Raw genomic sequence first — 18,793 nt, forward strand, 5'->3', positions numbered from 1 at the left:
CGGAAGGCAGCCGATGAAATCTGGCAGGGTCCTGAGAGCCACAACGGCGGCCGCGGCCTCGGCGCTGGTGCTGGCCCTCGCCGCCACGGGCTGCGGCGGCTCCGGCGGCTCGGTGTCCGGAAAGGTCACCATCCGGATCTCCACCTTCTCCAACATGGGCTTCAACAGGTCGGGGCTGTTCCAGGAGTACGAGAAGCTCCACCCCGACATCACCATCAAGGAGGACAACGCCGCCGACGAGGCCACCTACTGGCAGGCCCTTCAGCCCAAGCTGAGCAGCGGTCAGGGCCTGGGCGACATCGTCGGTGTCGAGGTGGGCCGCATCCGCACCATCGCCGGGAGGAAGGCCGGCATGTTCGCCGACCTCTCGCACGCCCCCGGCGTGCGGCCCGACTCCTTCTACCCGTGGAAGTGGGCCCAGGCCAAGACCACGGACGGCCAGGTGCTCGGCCTGGGGACCGACATCGGCCCGATGGCCGTGTGTTACCGCAAGGACCTGTTCCAGCAGGCCGGGCTGCCCACCGACCGCACCGCCGTCGGCAAGCTGTGGGCGGGTGACTGGGCGAAGTACGTGGATGTCGGCGAGCGGTTCCAGAAGCAGACCAAGGACAAGGGCCTGCGCTTCATGGACACCGGCAACGGCCTCTACAACGCCATGATCTTCGGGCAGGTCACGTCCTACTACGACGCCTCCGGCAGGTTGGTCTACGACCGCAACCCCGGCGTCAGGCGGGCCTATGACCTGGCCGCCCGGGCCAACACCTCGGGCCAGACCGCCAAGTTGCAGCAGTTCCAGGCCAATTGGCGCAAGTCGTTCTCGGCTGCCAAGTTCGCCACCGTGGTCTGCCCGTCCTGGATGCTCGGCCAGATCTCCCAGAACTCCGGCCCCTCGGGCAAAGGCAAGTGGGACATCGCCAAGGCCCCCGTCCCCGCCAACTGGGGCGGCTCTTTCCTGACCGTTCCCAAGAACAGCAAGGTCAGGGACGAGGCCGAGAAGCTCGCCGCCTGGCTGACCGCGCCGGCCCAGCAGGCCAAGGTCTTCGCCAGCGCCACCGCGGGCAACTTCCCCTCCTCGAAGACCGCCGCCGGGGAGAGCGCGGTCTCCGACACACGCAACCCGTACTTCAACAACGCTCCCGTCGGGAAGATCTTCGGGGCGGCGGCCCGGAAGATGCCGACCCTGAACATCGGCCCCGACCAGATGACCATCACCACCACCCTCTCCGAGGGCCTGACACGGGTCGAGCAGCAGGGCATGGACCCGGACACGTCCTGGCGGCAGACCATGAGCGAGATCAAGTCCGCCATCGAGAAGGGCTGAGGCGATCCGCATGGTATCCGCCCACACGGCCACCCCCTCGCCTTCACCCGCATCCGATGCGCGGCGCTCGGCCTGGCGCAGCCGGCTCTACCGCTGGGACCTCAAGGCCACCCCGTACGCGTATGCGGCGCCGTTCTTCGTGCTGTTCGGCGCGTTCGGCCTCTACCCCCTGGTCTACACCGCCTGGCTGTCGCTGCACGACGTGCAGCTGTACGACCTGAATGCGCTGTCCTGGGCCGGGTTCGCGCACTACGGCGAACTGCTGACCAGCCCGCAGTTCTGGAAGGCGCTGCGCAACACCTTCTCCCTCGGCGTCATCTCGGCGGTTCCGCAGCTGCTGATGGCGCTCGGCCTGGCGCACCTCCTGAACTACCGGCTGCGCGGCGCACTGGTGTGGCGGGTCGCGTCGCTGGTGCCGTACGCCACCTCGATCGGCGCCGCCGCGCTGTTCTTCCAGTTCGTCTTCAGCCGGGACTTCGGCCTGGTGAACTGGGCGCTGCACGGCCTGGGCCTGGGCCGGGTGGACTGGGAGAGCGGCACCTGGTCCGCCCAGCTGGCCGTCTCGGCCATCGTCATCTGGCGCTGGACCGGCTACAACGCGCTGCTGTACCTGGCCGCCATGCAGGCCATCCCGCAGGAGCGCTACGAGGCGGCGGCGCTGGACGGCGCCTCCCGCCGGCAGCAGTTCCTGAACGTGACGATCCCCGGCATCCGCCCCACCATCGTCTTCACGGTCGTGATCTCCACCATCGGCAGCATCCAGCTGTTCGGCGAGCCGCTGATCTTCGGGGGCGGCTCGCAGGCGGTGCAGGGCGGCGCCAACGGCCAGTACCAGACGCTCGGCCTGCTGCTGTATCAGACGGGTTGGGCGAACGGGAACGCCGGGCGGGCCTCGGCGCTGGCCTGGCTGATGTTCCTGCTGATCGTCGTGATCGCACTGATCCAGGCGGTGGTCTCGCGCCGCGCACGGAAGGGATGACGCCATGACAAGGGTTGACGCCGTGACCGCCCCCGTGGAGACCATCGGCACCAGTGGGTCCCTGACGGCACGCCGCCCCGATGACCGTCACCCCCGTCCCCAGCGCCGCTCGCAGCCGCTGTTCAGGCCCGGTGCCGGGCGGCAGGCGCACGCCGGTCCGGTCGCCTACCTGCTGCTCGGTCTGATGGCCGTGCTGTCGCTGTTCCCCCTGTACTGGTCGATCGTCGCAGCCTCGACCTCCAGCCAGGCCGTCAACCAGGCGGACCCGCCGCTGCTGCCGGGCGGCAACCTGATCAGCCACCTGGGCACTGCCTGGCGGGAGGCCGACCTGGGCAAGGCGGTGCTCAACTCCTTCGTCGTGTCCGGATCGGTGGCGCTGTCCACCGTGCTGTTCTCCACCCTCGCCGGATTCGCCTTCGCCAAGCTGCGGTTCAGGTTCCGCACCGCCCTGTTACTGGTCGTCATCGCCACCACCGCGGTGCCGCCCCAGCTCAGTGTGATCCCGCTGTTCCAGATCATGACCTCGCTGGACTGGTACGACCACATGCCGGCGGTGATCGTCCCGACGCTGGTCAGCGCGGTCGGGGTGTTCTTCATGCGCCAGTACCTCGCCGAGGCGCTGCCCGACGAACTCATCGAGGCCGCGCGCGTGGACGGCGCGGGCTCCCACCGGATCTTCTGGCACGTGGTCCTGCCGGTGGCCCGGCCCGCGATGCTGGTGCTGTTCCTGATCACGTTCGTACAGTCCTGGAACGACTTCCTCTGGCCGTTCGTCGTCCTCACCTCCGAGAACCCGACGGTGCAGGTGGCGATGGTCAAGCTGGCCCAGGGATACGTCCCCGACCAGTCGGTGATCATGGCGGGTGCGCTCCTGGGCACCCTGCCCCTGCTGCTCCTGTTCCTGGTGTTCGGCCGGCGCATCGTCGGCGGCCTGATGCAGGGCGCCCTGAAGGGCTGAACACGCCCGCGACAGGCTCGAGTTGAAACAGACAAGGAATACCCCCATGCCTTTTCCCCGCGGATTCCTCTTCGGGAGCGCCACCGCCGCCTACCAAGTGGAGGGTGCCGCCGCCGAGAACGGCCGCACCCCGTCCATCTGGGACACCTTCTGCACCCGCCCCGGGGCCATCGCCGACGGCAGCAGTGGCAAGACGGCCTGCGACCATCTCCACCGCTACCGCGAAGACGTCGCGCTGATGGCCGAACTCGGTCTGAACGCCTACCGGTTCTCCCTCTCCTGGCCCCGGGTGCAGCCAGGCGGGCGCGGCCCGTTGCACCACAAGGGCATGGACTTCTACCGCAGGCTCGTCGACGAGCTCCTGGAGCGCGGCATCACCCCGCTGCCCACCCTCTACCACTGGGACCTGCCCCAGGAGCTGGAGACTCCATCCCTCAGCGGCTCCGCCGCGGGCGGGGGCTGGCCGGAACGGGACACCGCCGAGCGCTTCGGCGAGTACGCCGCCCTGGTCGGCGATGCCTTAGCAGACCGCGTCACCACCTTCACCACCCTCAACGAACCCTGGTGCAGCGCCTTCCTGGGCTACGCCTCCGGGGTGCACGCCCCCGGACGCACCGAACCGGCCGCCGCGCTGCGCGCCGCCCACCACCTCAACCTCGGCCATCTGCGGGCCGCCGAGGCACTGCGCACACACCCCGGAGTGCGGGTGGCGATCGCCCTGAACCTCCACGAGGTCCGCCCGCTGACCGGCTCGGGTGCGGACCGCGACGCCGCGCGGCGCATCGACAACCTCGCCAACCGCATCTTCACCGGGCCGCTGCTGGATGGCGGCTATCCCGAGGACCTGCTCGCCGACACCGTGGAGCTGACCGACTGGTCCTTCGTCAAACCCGAGGACATCCCCGGCGAACCCGCGGTCGACGTGCTGGGCATCAACTACTACACCCCCACCCTGGTCTCCCGTCCCCGGCCCGGCGACGGCGACGTGTCCGGCGCGGACGGCCACGGCGCAGGCAGAGCCTCCCCCTGGCCGGGCACCGACGGTCTGGTCCGCTTCCACCAGCCGCCCGGTGAGCGCACCGCCATGGGCTGGACGGTCGATGCGAGCGGGCTGCGCGACCTGCTGCTGCGCACGGCCCGCCACCATCCGGGGCTGCCGCTGCTGGTGACGGAGAACGGTGCGGCCTTCGACGACGTCCTGGAGCCGTACGGCGGCGTCCGCGACCCGCGCCGTACCGCCTATCTGCACTCCCACCTCCGGGCCGTGGAGCAGGCCGTTGCCGAGGGCGCGGATGTGCGCGGCTATATGGTCTGGTCGCTGCTGGACAACTTCGAGTGGGCGTACGGCTACGAGAAGCGCTTCGGCCTGGTGCGGGTCGACCACGACACCCAGCGCCGCACCGTCAAGGACAGCGGCCGCTGGTACGCCCGGGTCGCCCGCACCGGGACCCTGCCCCCACTCACGCCTGCCTGACCCCCGGCCGCGCAGCACCGCGACATCCTGCCGCGCCCCGGCTCCTGCGACACGCATCTGCTGGACGACAGAAGACCTGCTGACGACAGAAGACTTTCGAACCCCCCGTCGGACCTGCGGGCAGGCCGCTCGCCCAGGTCCCCAAACGTGAGGATGGCCGCCACCATGTCGGCACACCTGCCGGTCGACGCCCCCCTTCCCGCGTTGCCCCCCTGGAACGACATCTCACTGCCCGTCGAGCGGCGGGTCGCCGCACTCCTTGAGCGGATGACACTGCCGGAGAAGGCCGCTCAGCTGTACGGCGTCTGGGTCGGCGCGGACCCGGAGGGCGGCGGGGTCGCCCCGCACATGCACGACAACCTTCCGGCCGAGGTCGACTGGCAAGCCCTGATCCCGCTCGGGATCGGCCAGTTGACACGCCCCTTCGGCACCGCCCCCGTCGCCCCGGCGCTCGGCGCGCAGGCACTGGCCCGCGCGCAGCGGCAGATCACCGCCGCGAACCGGTTCGGCATCCCGGCGATGGCCCACGAGGAGTGCCTGGCCGGGTTCGCCGCCTGGGGAGCCACCTGCTACCCGGTCCCACTGGCCTGGGGCGCGTCGTTCGACCCGGATCTGGTGGCCGAGATGGCAGCCGCCATCGGGCGTGACCTGCGCGCGGTCGGTGTCCACCAAGGGCTCGCGCCCGTCCTCGACGTGGTGCGCGATCCGCGCTGGGGGCGCGTGGAGGAGACCATCGGCGAGGACCCGTGCCTGGTCGGCACCGTCGGCGCCGCGTACGTGCGCGGCCTGGAGACCGCAGGGGTGGTGGCCACGCTCAAGCACTTCGCGGGCTATTCGGCCTCGACCGGGGGCCGCAACCTGGCACCGGCCCGGATCGGGCGGCGCGAGATGGCGGACGTGCTGCTGCCGCCGTTCGAACTGGCGCTGCGGGAGGGCGGGGCCCGCTCCGTCATGCACTCCTACGCCGAAATCGACGGTGTACCGGCGGCGGCCGACCCGGAGTTGTTGACCGGACTGCTGCGACGGGACTGGGGGTTCACGGGAACCGTCGTCGCCGACTACTTCGGCATTGCCTTCCTGCGGACGCTGCACCGCGTCGCCGCGGACACCCCGGAGGCGGCCGCGCTCGCGCTGGCCGCCGGGGTGGACGTCGAACTGCCGACCGTGCATGCCTACGGCGCCGAGCTGGTCACCGCGGTCGAACGCGGGCTGGTCGACGAGGAGCTGGTGGACCGGGCGGCGCGACGGGTGCTGCGGCAGAAGTGCGCACTCGGCCTGCTGGATGCGGACTGGGACCCGGAACCACCCCCTGGCCCGGTGGACCTCGATCCGGTCGGCAACAGGGAGCTGGCGGCGCTCCTCGCGGAGGAGTCCGTGGTACTGCTGACCAATCCGCGCGGGCTGCTTCCCCTGGCACAAGTGCCGCGGCGGATCGCCGTCGTCGGCCCGCTCGCCGACGACCCGGCGGCCATGCTCGGCTGCTACTCGTTCCCGATGCACGTGGGGCCGCAGCATCCCGATGTGCCGATGGGCATCAAGGTGCCGACGCTCCTGGAGGCGCTGCGCACGGAGTTCGCAGACAGCACGGTGACGCACGCGTCGGGGTGCGCAGTGGCGGAGCGGGACGAGAGCCGAGAGGGGGCCGAGAGCGGCGACGGCTTCGCGGCTGCCCGGCGCGCGGCACAGGACGCGGACGTCTGCGTGGCGGTGCTCGGCGACCGTGCCGGGCTGTTCGGGCACGGTACGTCCGGAGAAGGCTGCGACGCGGCCGACCTGCGGCTGCCGGGGCGCCAGGGCGAGCTGCTCGACGCCCTCCTGGACACCGGGACGCCCGTGGTCCTCGTGCTTCTCGCCGGACGGCCGTACGCGCTCGGCGACTACGCCGACCGCCTCGCCGCAGCGGTCCTGGCGTTCTTTCCCGGCGAGGAGGGCGGACGGGCGGTGGCCGGGGTGCTGTCGGGGCGGGTGTGCCCTTCCGGCCGGCTGCCCGTCAGCGTCCCGCACGGGCCGGGCGGCCAGCCGTGGACGTACCTTCAGCCGCCGCTCGGCCTCGGGGGCGAGGCCAGCAGCCTGGACCCGACACCCCTGTACCCGTTCGGGCACGGCCTGTCGTACACGTCCTTCGACTGGGAACCGGAACCGATCGCCCCCGGTGCGGAGGAGATGACGGCGCACGGGGCGGTGGAGGTACGCGTCGTGGTCCGCAACACCGGCGCGCGCACCGGGACGGAGGTGGTGCAGCTTTACCTGCACGACCCGGTGGCCCAAGTGACGCGACCGGACATGCGGCTGGTGGGGTACGCCCGCGTTCCGCTGGCCGCAGGCGAAGCCGCCCGGGTGGCGTTCCGCTTCGACGCCACGCTGGCCGGCTTCTCCGGGATCGCGGGGCACCGGATCGTCGAACCCGGAGAGCTGGAACTGCGCCTGGCGTCATCCAGCGAAGCGGTGCGGCACAGATGGCAGGTGCGGGTGGTCGGGGAAGAGCGGCGACTCGACGGGGTGCGGATGCTGCGCTGCCCCGTACGGATCGAGCCCGGCCCCGAGAAGAGCAACCAACAGTGACCAACCGGGTGCAGTGGAACGCACCCGGGTGACAGAGAGGAAAAGACCGTGAAAGACACACCCAAGCGGCCACGGCGCTCGGCCATGGCGATAGCGGGCCTGTTGGCCGCCGCGTTGCTGGGCGCACTGTCCCTGGTGCCGGCACCGTCGGCGTCGGCGTCGGTGAACAGCACCCTCTGCGACAAGACTGGCAGCGCGCCCGTGTCGGGCGGGAAGTACATCGTCCAGAACAACGAGTGGGGCGACGACATCCCCCAGTGCGTCGACGCCTTCGACGGCGGCTTCAAGGTCACCAAGGGCAGCCACAACCTGCCCGGCAACCCCTCACCGGCGGCCTATCCGTCGATCTACGCGGGCTGCCACTGGGGCAACTGCTCCAGTGGCAACGGCCTGCCGCAACAGGTGTCCTCGTTCACCACCCCGCAGTCCCATGTGGACTTCACCACCACGTCCGACGGCCAGTGGGACGCCTCCTACGACATCTGGTTCGACACCAACCCCCATCCCTCCGGCCAGAACAACGGCGAGGAGATGATGATCTGGGCCAACCACTCCGGGCCCCCGGTGCCATTCGGCAAGAAGGTCGACACCGTGCAGCTGGACGGCGCCGACTGGGACGTGTGGTACGGCCCCCAGAGCAGCACCTCCAACGGCGTCACCACGACGTGGAACACCGTCTCCTACGTCCGCCAGCAGACCACCAACGCCCTCACGGTGAACATCAAGGACTTCACCGACGACTCGGCCAAGCGCCGCTACCTGCAACCCTCCTGGTACCTGACCAGCGTGCAGTTCGGCTTCGAGCCGTGGGTCGGCGGCCCTGGCCTGGCGGTGAACTCCTTCTCCTACACCCCTGACGGCAGCGCCTCGACGGGCGGTGCGATCCATGGCGGCGGAACCGGGCCCAGCCAGGGCCGGTCACGGAACTAGTACGACGTGGGGCAGCCCGCCGGGCAGTGCGCCCGCCCAGCTCGCCCCCGCGTGACCAACCGCCCCCCAAGCCAGCCCACTTCAAAATCGTGGACGCCCTCACGAAGCCTTGAAGGCCGACCTCGGCCAGGGGCCGACCGCGCGCTGCCCGTTCCGGCCGCACGGTTCCCCAGCCTACGGTGAAGACCGGTGCCCCGCGGCCGCAGCGGGCCACGGGGCACCGGTCTTCAGCACCACAGACAGCCACTCCACCCCTGATCGGCTGACCCTGACCAACCGCCCACTCCAGCCACTTTCCACCACCCAAAAGGAAGCGAGGAATCATGGTTGATCACCCTGTTCCAGCTCCAGCGGACAAGTTCAGCTTCGGTCTGTGGACCGTCGGCTGGCCCGGCCGCGACCCCTTCGGCGAGCCGACCAGGCCGCCGCTCGATCCGGTGGTCGCGGTACACCAGCTGGCCGAACTCGGCGCATACGGCGTGAGTTTCCATGATGACGATCTGGTCCCGTTCGGCAGCCCGGACGCCGAACGCCGCCGACACATCGCCCGGTTCCGGCAGGCTCTGGCCGACACCGGACTCGTCGTGCCGATGGTCACCACGAACCTGTTCAGCCAACCGGTCTTCAAGGACGGCGCGTTCACCAGCAATGACCGCGATGTGCGCCGGTATGCGATGCGCAAGGTGATCCGCAACCTCGACCTGGCAGCGGAACTCGGCGCGAGCGTCTACGTGTTCTGGGGCGGCAGGGAAGGGTCCGAAACCGATGCGGCCAAGGATGTACGGGCCGCGCTGGACCGCTATCGCGAGGCTTTGGACACACTCGCCCAGTACGTCAAGGATCAGGGCTACCCCATCCGGTTCGCGCTGGAGCCCAAGCCCAACGAGCCGCGCGGCGACATCCTGCTCCCGACGATCGGGCACGCACTGGCGTTCATCTCCACCCTTCAGCACCACGAGATGGTGGGCCTCAACCCCGAGGTCGGCCACGAGCAGATGGCCGGCCTCAATACGACGCACGGGGTCGCACAGGCACTGTGGCAGGGCAAGCTGTTCCACATCGACCTCAACGCCCAGCGCGGCCCGCGCTACGACCAGGACTTCGTGTTCGGCCACGGGGATGTACTGGCCGCGTTCTTCCTCGTCGACCTGCTGGAGTCCGCGGGCTATGACGGGCCACGCCACTTCGACTACAAACCGCTGCGTACCGAGGACATGGACGGCGTGTGGGCCTCCGCCGCCGCGAACATGCGCAGCTATCTGCTGTTGCGGGAGCGAGCAGCGGCCTTCCGCGCCGACCCCCGGGTCAAGGAACTGCTGGCCGAGTCCGACCTGGCGACACCGACCATGCACCCGGGGGAAAGCATCGAGGACCTGATGGCCGAGACATCCGACATGGATGCCGCCGGACGTAAGGGCTACCGCTTCATCGAACTGTCCCAGCTGGCCTTCGAGCATCTGCTCGGGGCGCACCGGTGACCCGCGTCACGGGAACGTCCGCGTAGGCCCCGCCTACAGCGACAACGCCCTCCAGGCTGAACGTGCGGCGGCGGGCCGAGTGCGCCTGACAGGGAAAGTTGGCCGCCGTACAAGGGCCGCCGCAACGGGCTGGAAGTGGTCGGCGGGCCGGCGTCCGGAGGGACACACTCACACGACCCGGCAGCAGCTGCCCCGCGCAGCCCACCCACGCTCACACCACCGCTCCACGGTGGGAACACTTCCCCGAGCCAGGCCCTACGTCTGGCCGGGGATCGCTTAGCTGATCAGAGACGCTTTCCTGGCTACGGCATGAGGTCCCTGTCCGAGGAAGGGTCGCCGGCTACCTGGCCGGCGATCGGCTCCAGCAGCGCCAGCGCTTCGGCGGTCAGCGTGCCCCGGCTGGCCGCGGCGTTTTCGAGGAGGCGGCTGCGTTTGCGGGTCCCGGGAATCGGCACCACGGTCAAGCCGTGCACCTGGGCCCGCTGCGATCTTGCGCAAGGGCGCCAGAAGAGCGGCGTTGGCCTTGACGTTGTCGCCGGTGAAACGCGGCTGCGACTGCCGGAAGCCGCTGGAGAGGGCTGCGCTCGCGTCGGTGAAGGCACCGGCTAGACAGCCCCGTCCGAGCGGCGAGTACGGCACGAAGGCGACCTTGGGCGCGGCGGCCGAGCCCACCGAGCTGTGGGCGCCGACGGGCTCGGCGAGCGGGAACGCGGGGGCGCGGGGTCGCGGCGGTTCATGAAGTACAGGTCGATGACCCGAGCCACCGAGCTATCCGCAACGATCCCACCTACGTCAAAAGGACCACCGAGGCGAGTCTGCGCCACCTGAACGTCAGGCTTCGAAAGTGCATAAGGGAAAGTCAAATTCACCAGAATAGCCCAGTGAGTTTACGGCCGAACGGCAAACGTGGCAATGAAGTGATCTCGGCAAAATTCAGATAGTCCAGCCGTTTCGACGCGGGTGAGCGCGAGTGTGGCGTGAATGATGGAGCCGATCTTGTGAGGGAGCTGATGGTGAAGTGGCCAAGGCGCGTCAGTGTCCCATCAGCAGGACGTAAACATCGAGAATTGCTGTCCTACATACCGGCACACGGAACAACGCGACAGAGGAGGATGCGATGTCTCTCACCCTCGACACTTACCGGTTGCTGGGCCGCTCCGGTCTACGTGTCTCGCCGCTGGCGCTGGGCGCCATGACCTTCGGTGCCGACTGGGGTTGGGGTGCCGATACCGACGAGGCGCGCAGGCTGTTCGAGATCTACGTCGAGCGCGGCGGCAACTTCATCGACACTGCCAGCATGTACACCAACGGCACCTCCGAGCGACTGCTGGGAAAATTCACCAGCGGAAACCGCGAAAGCCTGGTACTGGCAACGAAATACACGAGCCTGCGCCGACCGGGCGACCCGAACTCCGGTGGCAATCACCGTAAAAGCATGTTCGCCTCAGTGGAATCGAGTCTGCGGCAGCTGAATACGGATTACATCGATCTGCTGTACCTGCACGTGTGGGACTTTCTGACCCCGGTCGAGGAGATCCTGCGCGGCCTCGACGACCTCGTCCGCCAGGGCAAGGTGCTGTACGTGGCGATCTCGGACGCGCCGGCCTGGCAGGTCTCGCGCATGCAGACCATTGCCGATCTGCGCGGGTGGTCGCCGCTGGTGGCGCTGCAGATCGAATACAGCCTGATCGAACGGACCGTGGAGCGCGACCTGGTTCCGATGGCGCGCGAAATGGGGCTGGGTGTGATCGCGTGGTCGCCGCTGGCCGGCGGGGTGCTCACGGGCAAATACAGCCGCGCCGACCTGTCCGAGCGGCCCGTCGCCGCCTCGCGCGAGGGCACCCGCAAGGACCTCGCTCTTGCCCAGGGCCACCTCACCGAGCGCGGTCTGGCGATCGCCGATGTGGTGAAAGAGATCGCAGCCCAACTGGGCAAGAGGCCCTCACAGGTCGCCCTCGCCTGGACCCTCCAGAACCCCGCCGTGACAGCACCGATCGTCGGCGCCCGGACCACAACACAGCTGGAGGACAACCTCGGTGCCCTGGACGTCGCATTCGATGCCGCTCACCTCGCGCGCCTGGACGAGGCCAGCGCCATCGACCTCGGCTTCCCCCACGAGTTCCTGGCCCGCAACCGCAGCGCCATGTTCGGCGGCCTGAAGGTCGAAACCCGCTGAGCCGCGAGTACGTGCCCAAGGGCACCGAGATCACCACAGCGCGGACGGCGGCGGACACTCCGCCTGGAGACCACCCGCCTCCTCCTTCCTCACCTCCTGCTCATGGATCACGGCGCACACACGCCACTCGACATCGCAACGCACTGCCGGCCCGCACCTTCTCCGGCACCTGGGACGTTCAGCGTGAGCTGATCACCAAGGGACTCGGCCAATGACACGCGCCGCCCGCCTGCACGATCCGGTGACCGACGCGGCTCGACGCCCCCCGACGCGACAGCCGTCACCGACCCGCCACCACCGCATTAACCGTGCGCTTCCCGGCCTGTGACCTGACGACAACACCCCCATCTGCCCGGACTGCGCCAGCTTCACCATCGCCTACCAGTGCGTCCGCTGCGTCCACGAGGGCAAAATCCACGCCCGGCGCTGTGCACCTGCACCCGCTGCACTTTCGCCGACCGACTCACCGAGCTCCCGGACGACGGCACCAGCCAGATCCGCCCCGAACTCTTCCCGCTAGCCGACTCCTTGCTCGCCACGCAACCCGCTGTCCGGCCGCCCGTCCTGGCTCTCTACCTGCAAGGGACGGACCGACTCGCCCGAACACCTGCTGCGGCGCCTCGGCTGCGGGGAGATAGAGCTGACCCACGAGGCATTCCGCCCTCTCCAGCCCTGGAGGGCGGCGTCCCATCTTGGATGGACTTCCCAAGTGGCGAATCGGCCAGGTCAAGCGCGCCACGGCTTCCTGGGATGGCCCTCCGAGCACGGCCTCACCCTGCCCACCTGCCGTCAGGCCAACATCGACGCCTGGCACGTCGAGCACAATGAACACGGCCGCAACACCATCCGGCCCTTCCTGCTGTGGTGCATGGCCAGCAAGCTCACCCGGCGCTTCCGACTGCCCACCGCGGTGATCCGCCAGGCTTCGCCGTCCCCAGACTTCGGGCCCTGCCGCTGCCGGCGATCTGCGGAGTGCCTCGCCTTGTTGGCGGCGTTCGGAGCCGGGCCCGGGTAGGGGCCCGGCTCCACCTCATGGATCTGGCGGGCGGTCAGCGCAGTGCGTCGCCGGCTCGCGTCGTCAGGCCGTAGCCGTACGGGAACAGCGGGTCGTAGTGCTTGTCCCCGACGTTGAGGGGCTCCTGTGCCTCGCTGCGCGGCCAGGACACGGGGAGCTTGCCGGTGAACGGACGCTTGCCGAACAGCACGTCGGCCACGCCTTCGCCCTCACTGCCGGGAAGCCACGACATGACCAAGGCGTCCGTCTTCGGCAGCTCGTCGGTGACGATCTGCGGGCGGCCCGCCACATTGAGAACGACGCATGTCTTGATCGCCCCGCACACGCGGTCGATGTTCGCCCGGTCGGTGTCCGAAAGGTTCAGGGTGCGGCCGTTGTTGCCGACATCGCCGACGCCTTCGGCATAGGGCGTCTCGCCGACCACCACGATGCCCACGTCGTGACCGCTGGTCGGCGCCGACGCATCCTTGCTGTACGTCACGTTCGAGGCGTTCTGCTCGATGCCCTGGAGGATCGTGGTGCCGGGGAACGCGGTGTTGCCGGACTGGCCCTGCCAGGCCACCGTCCAGCCGCCGGCCTGGTTCCCCAGGTCGTGGGCATTGGTGCCGGCGACGTAGATCCGCTGGGAGGGCTTGAGCGGCAGCGCGTGGTGGGCGTTCTTCAGCAACACCTGCGACTGTGCGACGGCGCGGCGCGCCACCGCGCGGTGGGCGGGCGAGCCGATCGTGTCGACGTTCATGCGGTCGGTGTATGGGTGCTCGAACAGTCCCAGCTGGAACTTGGCGCGCAGGATACGGCGCACCGCGTCGTCGATGCGGGACATCGGGACCCGTCCGGCCTGGACCTCCTCGATCAGGGTCTGCACGAACTTCGGGGCGCTGTAGGGCTCCATGAACATGTCGACCCCGGCGTTCACGGCCGTGCGCACCTGCGTGGTGTAGTCGCCGGGTATCTGGTGGATCGCCTCCCAGTCGCTGATGAGGAAGCCCTGGAAGCCGATCTTCTGCTTCAGGACGTCCGTCAGCAGCTCCTTGTTTGCATGCATCTTGACCGGGTTGCCGACGCCGTCCTCGGTCCAGTCGACGCTGGAGTAGGAGGGCATGATGCTGCCGACGCGATGCTGTTGGACGGCCGGAATGTACGGCGCCAGGTCGGTCTTCCAGAAGTGCTCGCGATCGGTGATTGTCACACCCTGGTCGATCTTGTACGTACCGGTCGTCGACGTGCCGTACGTCGTGTCGCCGTCACCGGCGAAGTGCTTGGCGGTCGCCAGGACGCGGTCGCGACGGGCGAGGTCCTTCGGGTCCGTCCCTTGGAGGCCGTCGATCGCGGTCTCCATCTCGGTGACCAGCTCGGAATTCTCACCGAAGCTCTCGTAGGTCCGGCCCCACCGGTCGTCGCGCGCAACGCACAGGCAAGGGGCGAAAACCCATTGGGGCCCGGTCGCCCGGGTTTCGGTGGCCGTGATGTGGGCCGCCTCCCGTACCAGCGCCGGGTCGCGGGCCGCGCCCAGTGCGATGTTGTGCGGGAAGATGGTGGCGCCGACGAGGTTGCCGTGGCCGTGCACCGAGTCGATGCCGTACAGCAGCGGGATGTGCAGCCGCGTGGCGAGGGCGTGCTTCTGGTAGTCGTCGATCATGTCCGCCCAGATCTTGGGCGTGTTGGGGTTCGGCGCCGAGCCACCGCCGGAGAGCAGGGAGCCGAGGCCGAGGCTGGTGATCTTGCTCTGGTCCTCATCGACAGCTGCGCGCTCGGCCTGCGTCATCTGGCCGACCTTCTCCTGGAGCGTCATGCGCCCGAGGAGGTCGCTGACCCGCTGTGCCACCGGGAGCTTGGAGTTCAGGTACGGCGCCTGCTGGCTGCTGGAAGACGTCGGGGGCGTCCCGGACGGCGGGGTGGTTTGCGCGGATGCTGCGGGCACCGCGCTGGCGGCCGGCGCCGACACGGCGAGGGCGAGCAGTACGCCAACGAGGCGGCGTCTGGAGGGACGTCCATGTGGCAGAGCCCTGCGAGAGGGGTGAGGTATCAAGTTGGACTCCTTGGCTGGAAGGGGCTTCCACAGGGGAGCCGGCTTCAAGAAGCCGCCGCGGCAGAAACGAACCACGCCGACCGGTAAGGGCAGTCGCGTGCACGCTGTCAGACCGTCAAAGTCCTGACGGGCCGGGGACTTTGACGGTCGCCAGGATCCTTCTCCAGGCCCATCCATGGGTCAAGATATAAACCAAGAGAAAAGCGAAAAGGTCTTAGTCATTCACTAATTGAATGAAGATGCCGTGTTCCGCGCAGTGGATTCGCCCACGTCCGACACCGCACCGTTCGCCAACAGGTAGCCACAGCAGTCACAAGGTGAACGCCTTCCACGGCTACGGCATACGGCCAGTCCGGACAGACGTTTCCTGCGCGCGCACCGTAGGGAAACATGTGCGGCCGACGTGCGGGAGTCACGGACCACCCCGTCGCGGCCGCCATCGACGGCAACTTCGGGGTTCTCGGAGGACCGGCAGGACGGCGGCGGTCCCGGCCAGAGCGATCACGCCCGCCAACGCGAACAGCCCGCGGCAGCCGAGGAAGCCGACCACGACCGCTCCGAGGGCTGCGGGGATGTGACCTGAGGGAAGGCCATGGAGATATTCATCAGGCCGGTGGCGCGCAGTGCCACGTCGACCAGCAAGACCGCCGTCGCCCTCGAAGCGGGTTTCAGCGACCCTGTGCTCCCACGTCGTGCATCGCAACCCGTAGCCGAAGGGAGAATTTCGTCGATTTCCGGCACGGTGGCCCACCAGGTGCCGCTCCCGGTACTCCAGGACGCATCGGTGGGGTGGACCCGGGGCAGACCGTCCGCGCTCTGTGGGGAGGTGGTGGGCAGCCGACCGCCGGGTTCGGCTGGACCGTACAGGATGTCGGCAAGGGCATCGCCGCCTTCCTGCCCGGGCAGAACCAGCCCGGAGCAGAGCTGCGGGGAGCGCGGCACAGGGCAGCAACACTGGGGCGCCCGCGTTTACGACCACCACGGTGCGGGGATTGGCCTCGCACACACGCCGTATGAGTTCGTCCTGGCGGCCAGGCAGTGCGCGGGTGTCGCGGTCGACGCCCTCGCTCTCGTATTCCTCGGTGGTGCCGACGACGAGGATCACCGCATAAGCCGCAGGCTGCCCCGCCCGTCTGCCGCTCCTCCGCGGGAGACAGACAGGGCTTGCTCACCTCACGCGCCGGGGCCGGCTCTCCAGCACAGAGACGAACGCCTCACGCTGCGGGACGACAAACACCGTGCCCTCAGTGGCAAGCATCCCGACAGCTTCACGGGCCGTCATACGGGCCACGCCGAACTCTGGTCGCCGGCCCGCCGTGAATGATCTCGTCATCCGTTCCGCCGAGGTCGCTGCGGACAGGTCCTCCACGCCGGTGCGGGCCGGTTCGACTGCGAACCCGAAGCGGCTCAGACCCTCCGTCAGAAGACCACCCCCTGGTCGTCGTCCATACCGTCAGCTTCACGGCGCGCACATCCGCTGCACCCAGACCAATCGCCAGAAGATCCCCACGTCGGTGATATCGCCTCGCCGCCCTCGCCCGGCGTCGTAACGACGAGATGTTCGTTCACGAGGCCAAGCAGCTCGACCTGTGGCTTGGCATCCCCCCGGCAGATCCGCCGCCACCCCTGAACCTCTGCCTCAGCCTCTGGCCTGGGCCATGGGAAAGCCGGAGGCACAGCGCGGGAAACGATCTTCTCACGGGGATGCATAGCCCATGACCAGCGAGTTCCGTCGGTGCCCCGATCGACCACGGAAATGGACGCGGTGATGAGAGGCGTGTCCCGTCTCAGACGATCTCGTCTGCAGACGGAGCCGTAAGCTGCGGCGACCAGATCATGTGAGACTTCGGGGTGCCGGAAATCTCAGTTGGTCTGGCCCCGGAGGAATGTGCGCCGCGTGTTGTCTCAGTTGATCTGACCCGGCTCAGCGTGATGTCTGTGCCATGGTGGTTGGATCACACGAGCCGGGGATCCAGGGTTCGCGGCTGCAACGTTTCGTAAGGTTGCTCCATGGACGACGACCAGCGAATTCTCGATCTGTTCCACGCCCTGGACCAGCTACCGGGCCCCGAGCATCTTGAGTTTCCGCATGGTTTCGACTACGCACGGGCCGGGACGCAGGCGGCCCGGCTGGCCGAGCGGCTGAGCAGGGAACTCGCGCGGCCCTGTGTCCTCGACGGCCCGATGCAGGATGCCAGCTACTCCTTCATGGTACGTATCCCCGCTGCGGCGACCGAGGCAGGCGTGCCGCTTGGGATCCGGTTGAGTAACTTCGGCCACCTGGCTGTTGTCACCACGCCAGCACCCGATGGTCACGACGACCTGGACCAGGCCATGAAGGGCGGGGCGTTGTCCGCAACCGATCGCTGGCGGATCGATTCCGCACTGTCCGACCTGGGCTACCTGCTGGTCCCCCAACAACTGCTGCACCGCCTCTACGACGGGCGGACTTGGCTGGCCGACGATGTGGGGGAGGCGATCAGCTACGGGGAACACCGTGGTCGGGCGACGTGGTGGACCAGGTTCTTCGACCACCTATGAGAATCCTGCACGGACGGCGCCTCTCCGCCAGTCCCTTGCCGGACCACATCATCTGAGACAGGCGGGGGATCGGACCAGGCCTGAGGCGCCTCGAAGTTTCCGGACAGGGACCCAATAGGGTTGTCCTGAACAGGAAACGAGGAAGAGCAAGTGGCGCTACCCAGCAAGTACACCCCGGAGTTCCGGGAAGAAGCCGTCCAGATCGCACTGAGGTCGAGCAAGACCGTCACAGAAGTCGGCCGTGAACTCGGAATCAACCCGGAAACGCTCCGGGGGCTGGGTGAAGAAGCACGAGAAGCGGAGCGAACCTCCCGCTGACGCTGGCCTGTCGCTCAACGAACGCGCCCGACTGAAGGAGCTGGAACGGCGCAACCGCGAGCTGGAGATGGCTCTAAGACCGCGTCCTATGTGGTGAGGCGGGCGAGTCGCTTGTAGCAGCACAGGGCTGCGGCGAGTCCGAGAAAGGCCAGGTAGTTGCGGGGATGGCGTTCGTAGCGGGGGCTGAGTCTGCGGTAGCCCGACAGCCACGACATGGTGCGTTTGATCACCCATCTACGCCGCCCTAACCGTTCGCTGGGCTCAATGCCTTTGCGGGCGATCCGCACTTCAATCCGCTTACCACGCAGCCATTTGCGCAGGTCGGGACGGTCATACGCCTTGTCGGTGTGCAGACGCTGAGGCTTGAAATACCGGCCGCGGTGAGGGTCGTGTCTCGTTTGGTTACCCTCGACCATCGGCTTCAGCCCTTCGCTGTCATGGGTGTTGCCAGCCGAGATGCCGACGACCAGGGGCAGTCCGTTTGCGTCCGACAGGACGTGCATCTTGGAACCCGGCTTGCCCCGGTCCACGGGGCTCGGACCTGCGAGTTCGCCCCCCTTTTGGCCCTGACGTGGGCCGAGTCGAGGACGACACGGGAGACGTCGATCAGGCCGGCGTCGTCGAGCCGGTGCAAGACCGCCTCGTGCAGCCGGCCCCACACGCCGGCCCGCGACCAGATCAGAAACCGGCGGTGGGCAGTCGACTTCGATATTCCGAAGCATGGCGGCAACGCACGCCAGGCACAGCCGCTGACCAGTACGTAGATGATCGCTGCGAATACCGTCTCATCAGGCGTGTCCTGCGTCCCGCCGCCTTGCGGCCGCACCTTCGACGGCGGGATCAGCGGCTTCGCGATCTCCCACAGCCCGTGCGGAACAATCCAACTCCACGTACCCCGCCCCATACACGGACCAACGTCCGCCTCACCACATAGGACGCGGTCTAAGGGGTTCCCCGACCCCGATCGATAAGTTAGCTTAGCCTCTCCTAAGTTGTTTGTTTCGCGTGCCAT

At 68.4% G+C, this 18,793-nt stretch carries 14 protein-coding genes and 2 pseudogenes; 11 read left to right on the plus strand and 5 right to left on the minus strand.

All coding sequences use genetic code 11. From position 1 onward, the window contains the following. Positions 1-13: 13 nt before the first annotated feature. The 7 genes from ACRAS8_RS36175 to xylA all read left to right on the plus strand — a co-directional run bounded on the left by ACRAS8_RS36175 (position 14) and on the right by xylA (position 9,702). Positions 14-1,321, plus strand: coding sequence for an ABC transporter substrate-binding protein (locus ACRAS8_RS36175; RefSeq protein WP_438490258.1), 1,308 nt, complete (start codon positions 14-16; stop codon positions 1,319-1,321). 10 nt (positions 1,322-1,331) lie between these two features. Beyond that, positions 1,332-2,300, plus strand: a complete 969-nt coding sequence (locus ACRAS8_RS36180) for a carbohydrate ABC transporter permease (protein WP_438490259.1) — start codon at positions 1,332-1,334, stop codon at positions 2,298-2,300. 4 nt (positions 2,301-2,304) lie between these two features. Next, on the plus strand, positions 2,305-3,258 hold the full coding sequence (locus ACRAS8_RS36185) for a carbohydrate ABC transporter permease (RefSeq protein WP_438490260.1): 954 nt from the start codon (positions 2,305-2,307) through the stop codon (positions 3,256-3,258). A 46-nt stretch (positions 3,259-3,304) separates the two neighbouring features. Beyond that, positions 3,305-4,732, plus strand: coding sequence for a glycoside hydrolase family 1 protein (locus ACRAS8_RS36190; RefSeq protein ID WP_438490261.1), 1,428 nt, complete (start codon positions 3,305-3,307; stop codon positions 4,730-4,732). A gap of 165 nt (positions 4,733-4,897) precedes the next feature. Beyond that, a complete protein-coding gene (locus ACRAS8_RS36195; RefSeq protein ID WP_438490262.1) occupies positions 4,898-7,294 on the plus strand; it encodes a beta-glucosidase in 2,397 nt (798 codons plus the stop codon). A 48-nt stretch (positions 7,295-7,342) separates the two neighbouring features. Beyond that, the gene (locus ACRAS8_RS36200) at positions 7,343-8,224 is read left to right on the plus strand and encodes a GH12 family glycosyl hydrolase domain-containing protein (protein WP_438490263.1); all 882 of its coding nucleotides are present in this window, start codon (positions 7,343-7,345) and stop codon (positions 8,222-8,224) included. A 323-nt stretch (positions 8,225-8,547) separates the two neighbouring features. After that, the gene (gene xylA, locus ACRAS8_RS36205; protein WP_438490264.1) at positions 8,548-9,702 is read left to right on the plus strand and encodes a xylose isomerase; all 1,155 of its coding nucleotides are present in this window, start codon (positions 8,548-8,550) and stop codon (positions 9,700-9,702) included. Positions 9,703-10,004: 302 nt separating this feature from the next. On the opposite strand, the pseudogene ACRAS8_RS36210 reads toward xylA, so the two are convergent. After that, positions 10,005-10,380: pseudogene (locus ACRAS8_RS36210) on the minus strand (aldo/keto reductase); the annotation flags it as partial. Between the two features lie 439 nt (positions 10,381-10,819). Between ACRAS8_RS36210 and ACRAS8_RS36215 the strand changes: the two are divergent. Beyond that, the gene (locus ACRAS8_RS36215; RefSeq protein ID WP_438490265.1) at positions 10,820-11,878 is read left to right on the plus strand and encodes an aldo/keto reductase; all 1,059 of its coding nucleotides are present in this window, start codon (positions 10,820-10,822) and stop codon (positions 11,876-11,878) included. A 709-nt stretch (positions 11,879-12,587) separates the two neighbouring features. Then, positions 12,588-12,893, plus strand: a complete 306-nt coding sequence (locus ACRAS8_RS36220) for a hypothetical protein (RefSeq protein ID WP_438490266.1) — start codon at positions 12,588-12,590, stop codon at positions 12,891-12,893. Positions 12,894-12,927: 34 nt separating this feature from the next. Here ACRAS8_RS36220 and ACRAS8_RS36225 read toward each other — a convergent pair whose 3' ends face one another. The 3 genes and pseudogenes from ACRAS8_RS36225 to ACRAS8_RS36235 form a co-directional block, all read right to left on the minus strand. Further along, entirely contained in the window at positions 12,928-14,718 is a 1,791-nt protein-coding gene (locus ACRAS8_RS36225; protein ID WP_438490267.1) for a glycoside hydrolase family 3 protein, read from the minus strand. Positions 14,719-15,423: 705 nt separating this feature from the next. Next, positions 15,424-15,864 carry a glycoside hydrolase family 3 C-terminal domain-containing protein gene (locus ACRAS8_RS36230; RefSeq protein ID WP_438490268.1) on the minus strand — a complete coding sequence of 147 codons (441 nt, stop codon included), beginning with the start codon at positions 15,862-15,864 and terminating at the stop codon, positions 15,424-15,426. Further along, positions 15,854-16,027, minus strand: a pseudogene (locus ACRAS8_RS36235) (glycoside hydrolase family 3 C-terminal domain-containing protein); the annotation flags it as partial. The gene ACRAS8_RS36230 and the pseudogene ACRAS8_RS36235, both read right to left, overlap by 11 nt. A gap of 905 nt (positions 16,028-16,932) precedes the next feature. Here ACRAS8_RS36235 and ACRAS8_RS36240 point away from each other — a divergent pair. Both ACRAS8_RS36240 and ACRAS8_RS36245 read left to right on the plus strand, forming a co-directional pair. Next, positions 16,933-17,463 carry a hypothetical protein gene (locus tag ACRAS8_RS36240; RefSeq protein WP_438490269.1) on the plus strand — a complete coding sequence of 177 codons (531 nt, stop codon included), beginning with the start codon at positions 16,933-16,935 and terminating at the stop codon, positions 17,461-17,463. A gap of 150 nt (positions 17,464-17,613) precedes the next feature. Continuing rightward, positions 17,614-17,781 (plus strand): transposase, encoded by a 168-nt coding sequence (locus tag ACRAS8_RS36245; protein ID WP_438490270.1) that lies wholly within the window; start codon positions 17,614-17,616, stop codon positions 17,779-17,781. Between the two features lie 86 nt (positions 17,782-17,867). Here ACRAS8_RS36245 and ACRAS8_RS36250 read toward each other — a convergent pair. Next, positions 17,868-18,685, minus strand: a protein-coding gene (locus ACRAS8_RS36250) for an IS5 family transposase (protein ID WP_438490271.1) whose coding sequence is annotated in 2 segments (ribosomal slippage) — positions 17,868-18,343 and positions 18,343-18,685 — 819 coding nt in all. Because the reading frame shifts where the segments join, the coding sequence is not laid out codon by codon here. Positions 18,686-18,793: the final 108 nt, after the last annotated feature.

Origin of the sequence: Streptomyces sp. S186 (assembly GCF_051603415.1) — a bacterium.
Lineage (GTDB): Bacteria > Actinomycetota > Actinomycetes > Streptomycetales > Streptomycetaceae > Streptomyces.

Bases quoted from the DNA above. Each gene is read 5' to 3' on its own strand.
- ACRAS8_RS36195 (WP_438490262.1), top strand. From the start codon at position 4,898: ATGTCGGCACACCTGCCGGTCGACGCCCCCCTTCCCGCGTTGCCCCCC.
- ACRAS8_RS36175 (WP_438490258.1), top strand. From the start codon at position 14: ATGAAATCTGGCAGGGTCCTGAGAGCCACAACGGCGGCCGCGGCCTCG.
- ACRAS8_RS36180 (WP_438490259.1), top strand. From the start codon at position 1,332: ATGGTATCCGCCCACACGGCCACCCCCTCGCCTTCACCCGCATCCGAT.
- ACRAS8_RS36185 (WP_438490260.1), top strand. From the start codon at position 2,305: ATGACAAGGGTTGACGCCGTGACCGCCCCCGTGGAGACCATCGGCACC.
- ACRAS8_RS36215 (WP_438490265.1), top strand. From the start codon at position 10,820: ATGTCTCTCACCCTCGACACTTACCGGTTGCTGGGCCGCTCCGGTCTA.
- ACRAS8_RS36240 (WP_438490269.1), top strand. From the start codon at position 16,933: ATGGACGACGACCAGCGAATTCTCGATCTGTTCCACGCCCTGGACCAG.
- ACRAS8_RS36190 (WP_438490261.1), top strand. From the start codon at position 3,305: ATGCCTTTTCCCCGCGGATTCCTCTTCGGGAGCGCCACCGCCGCCTAC.
- xylA (WP_438490264.1), top strand. From the start codon at position 8,548: ATGGTTGATCACCCTGTTCCAGCTCCAGCGGACAAGTTCAGCTTCGGT.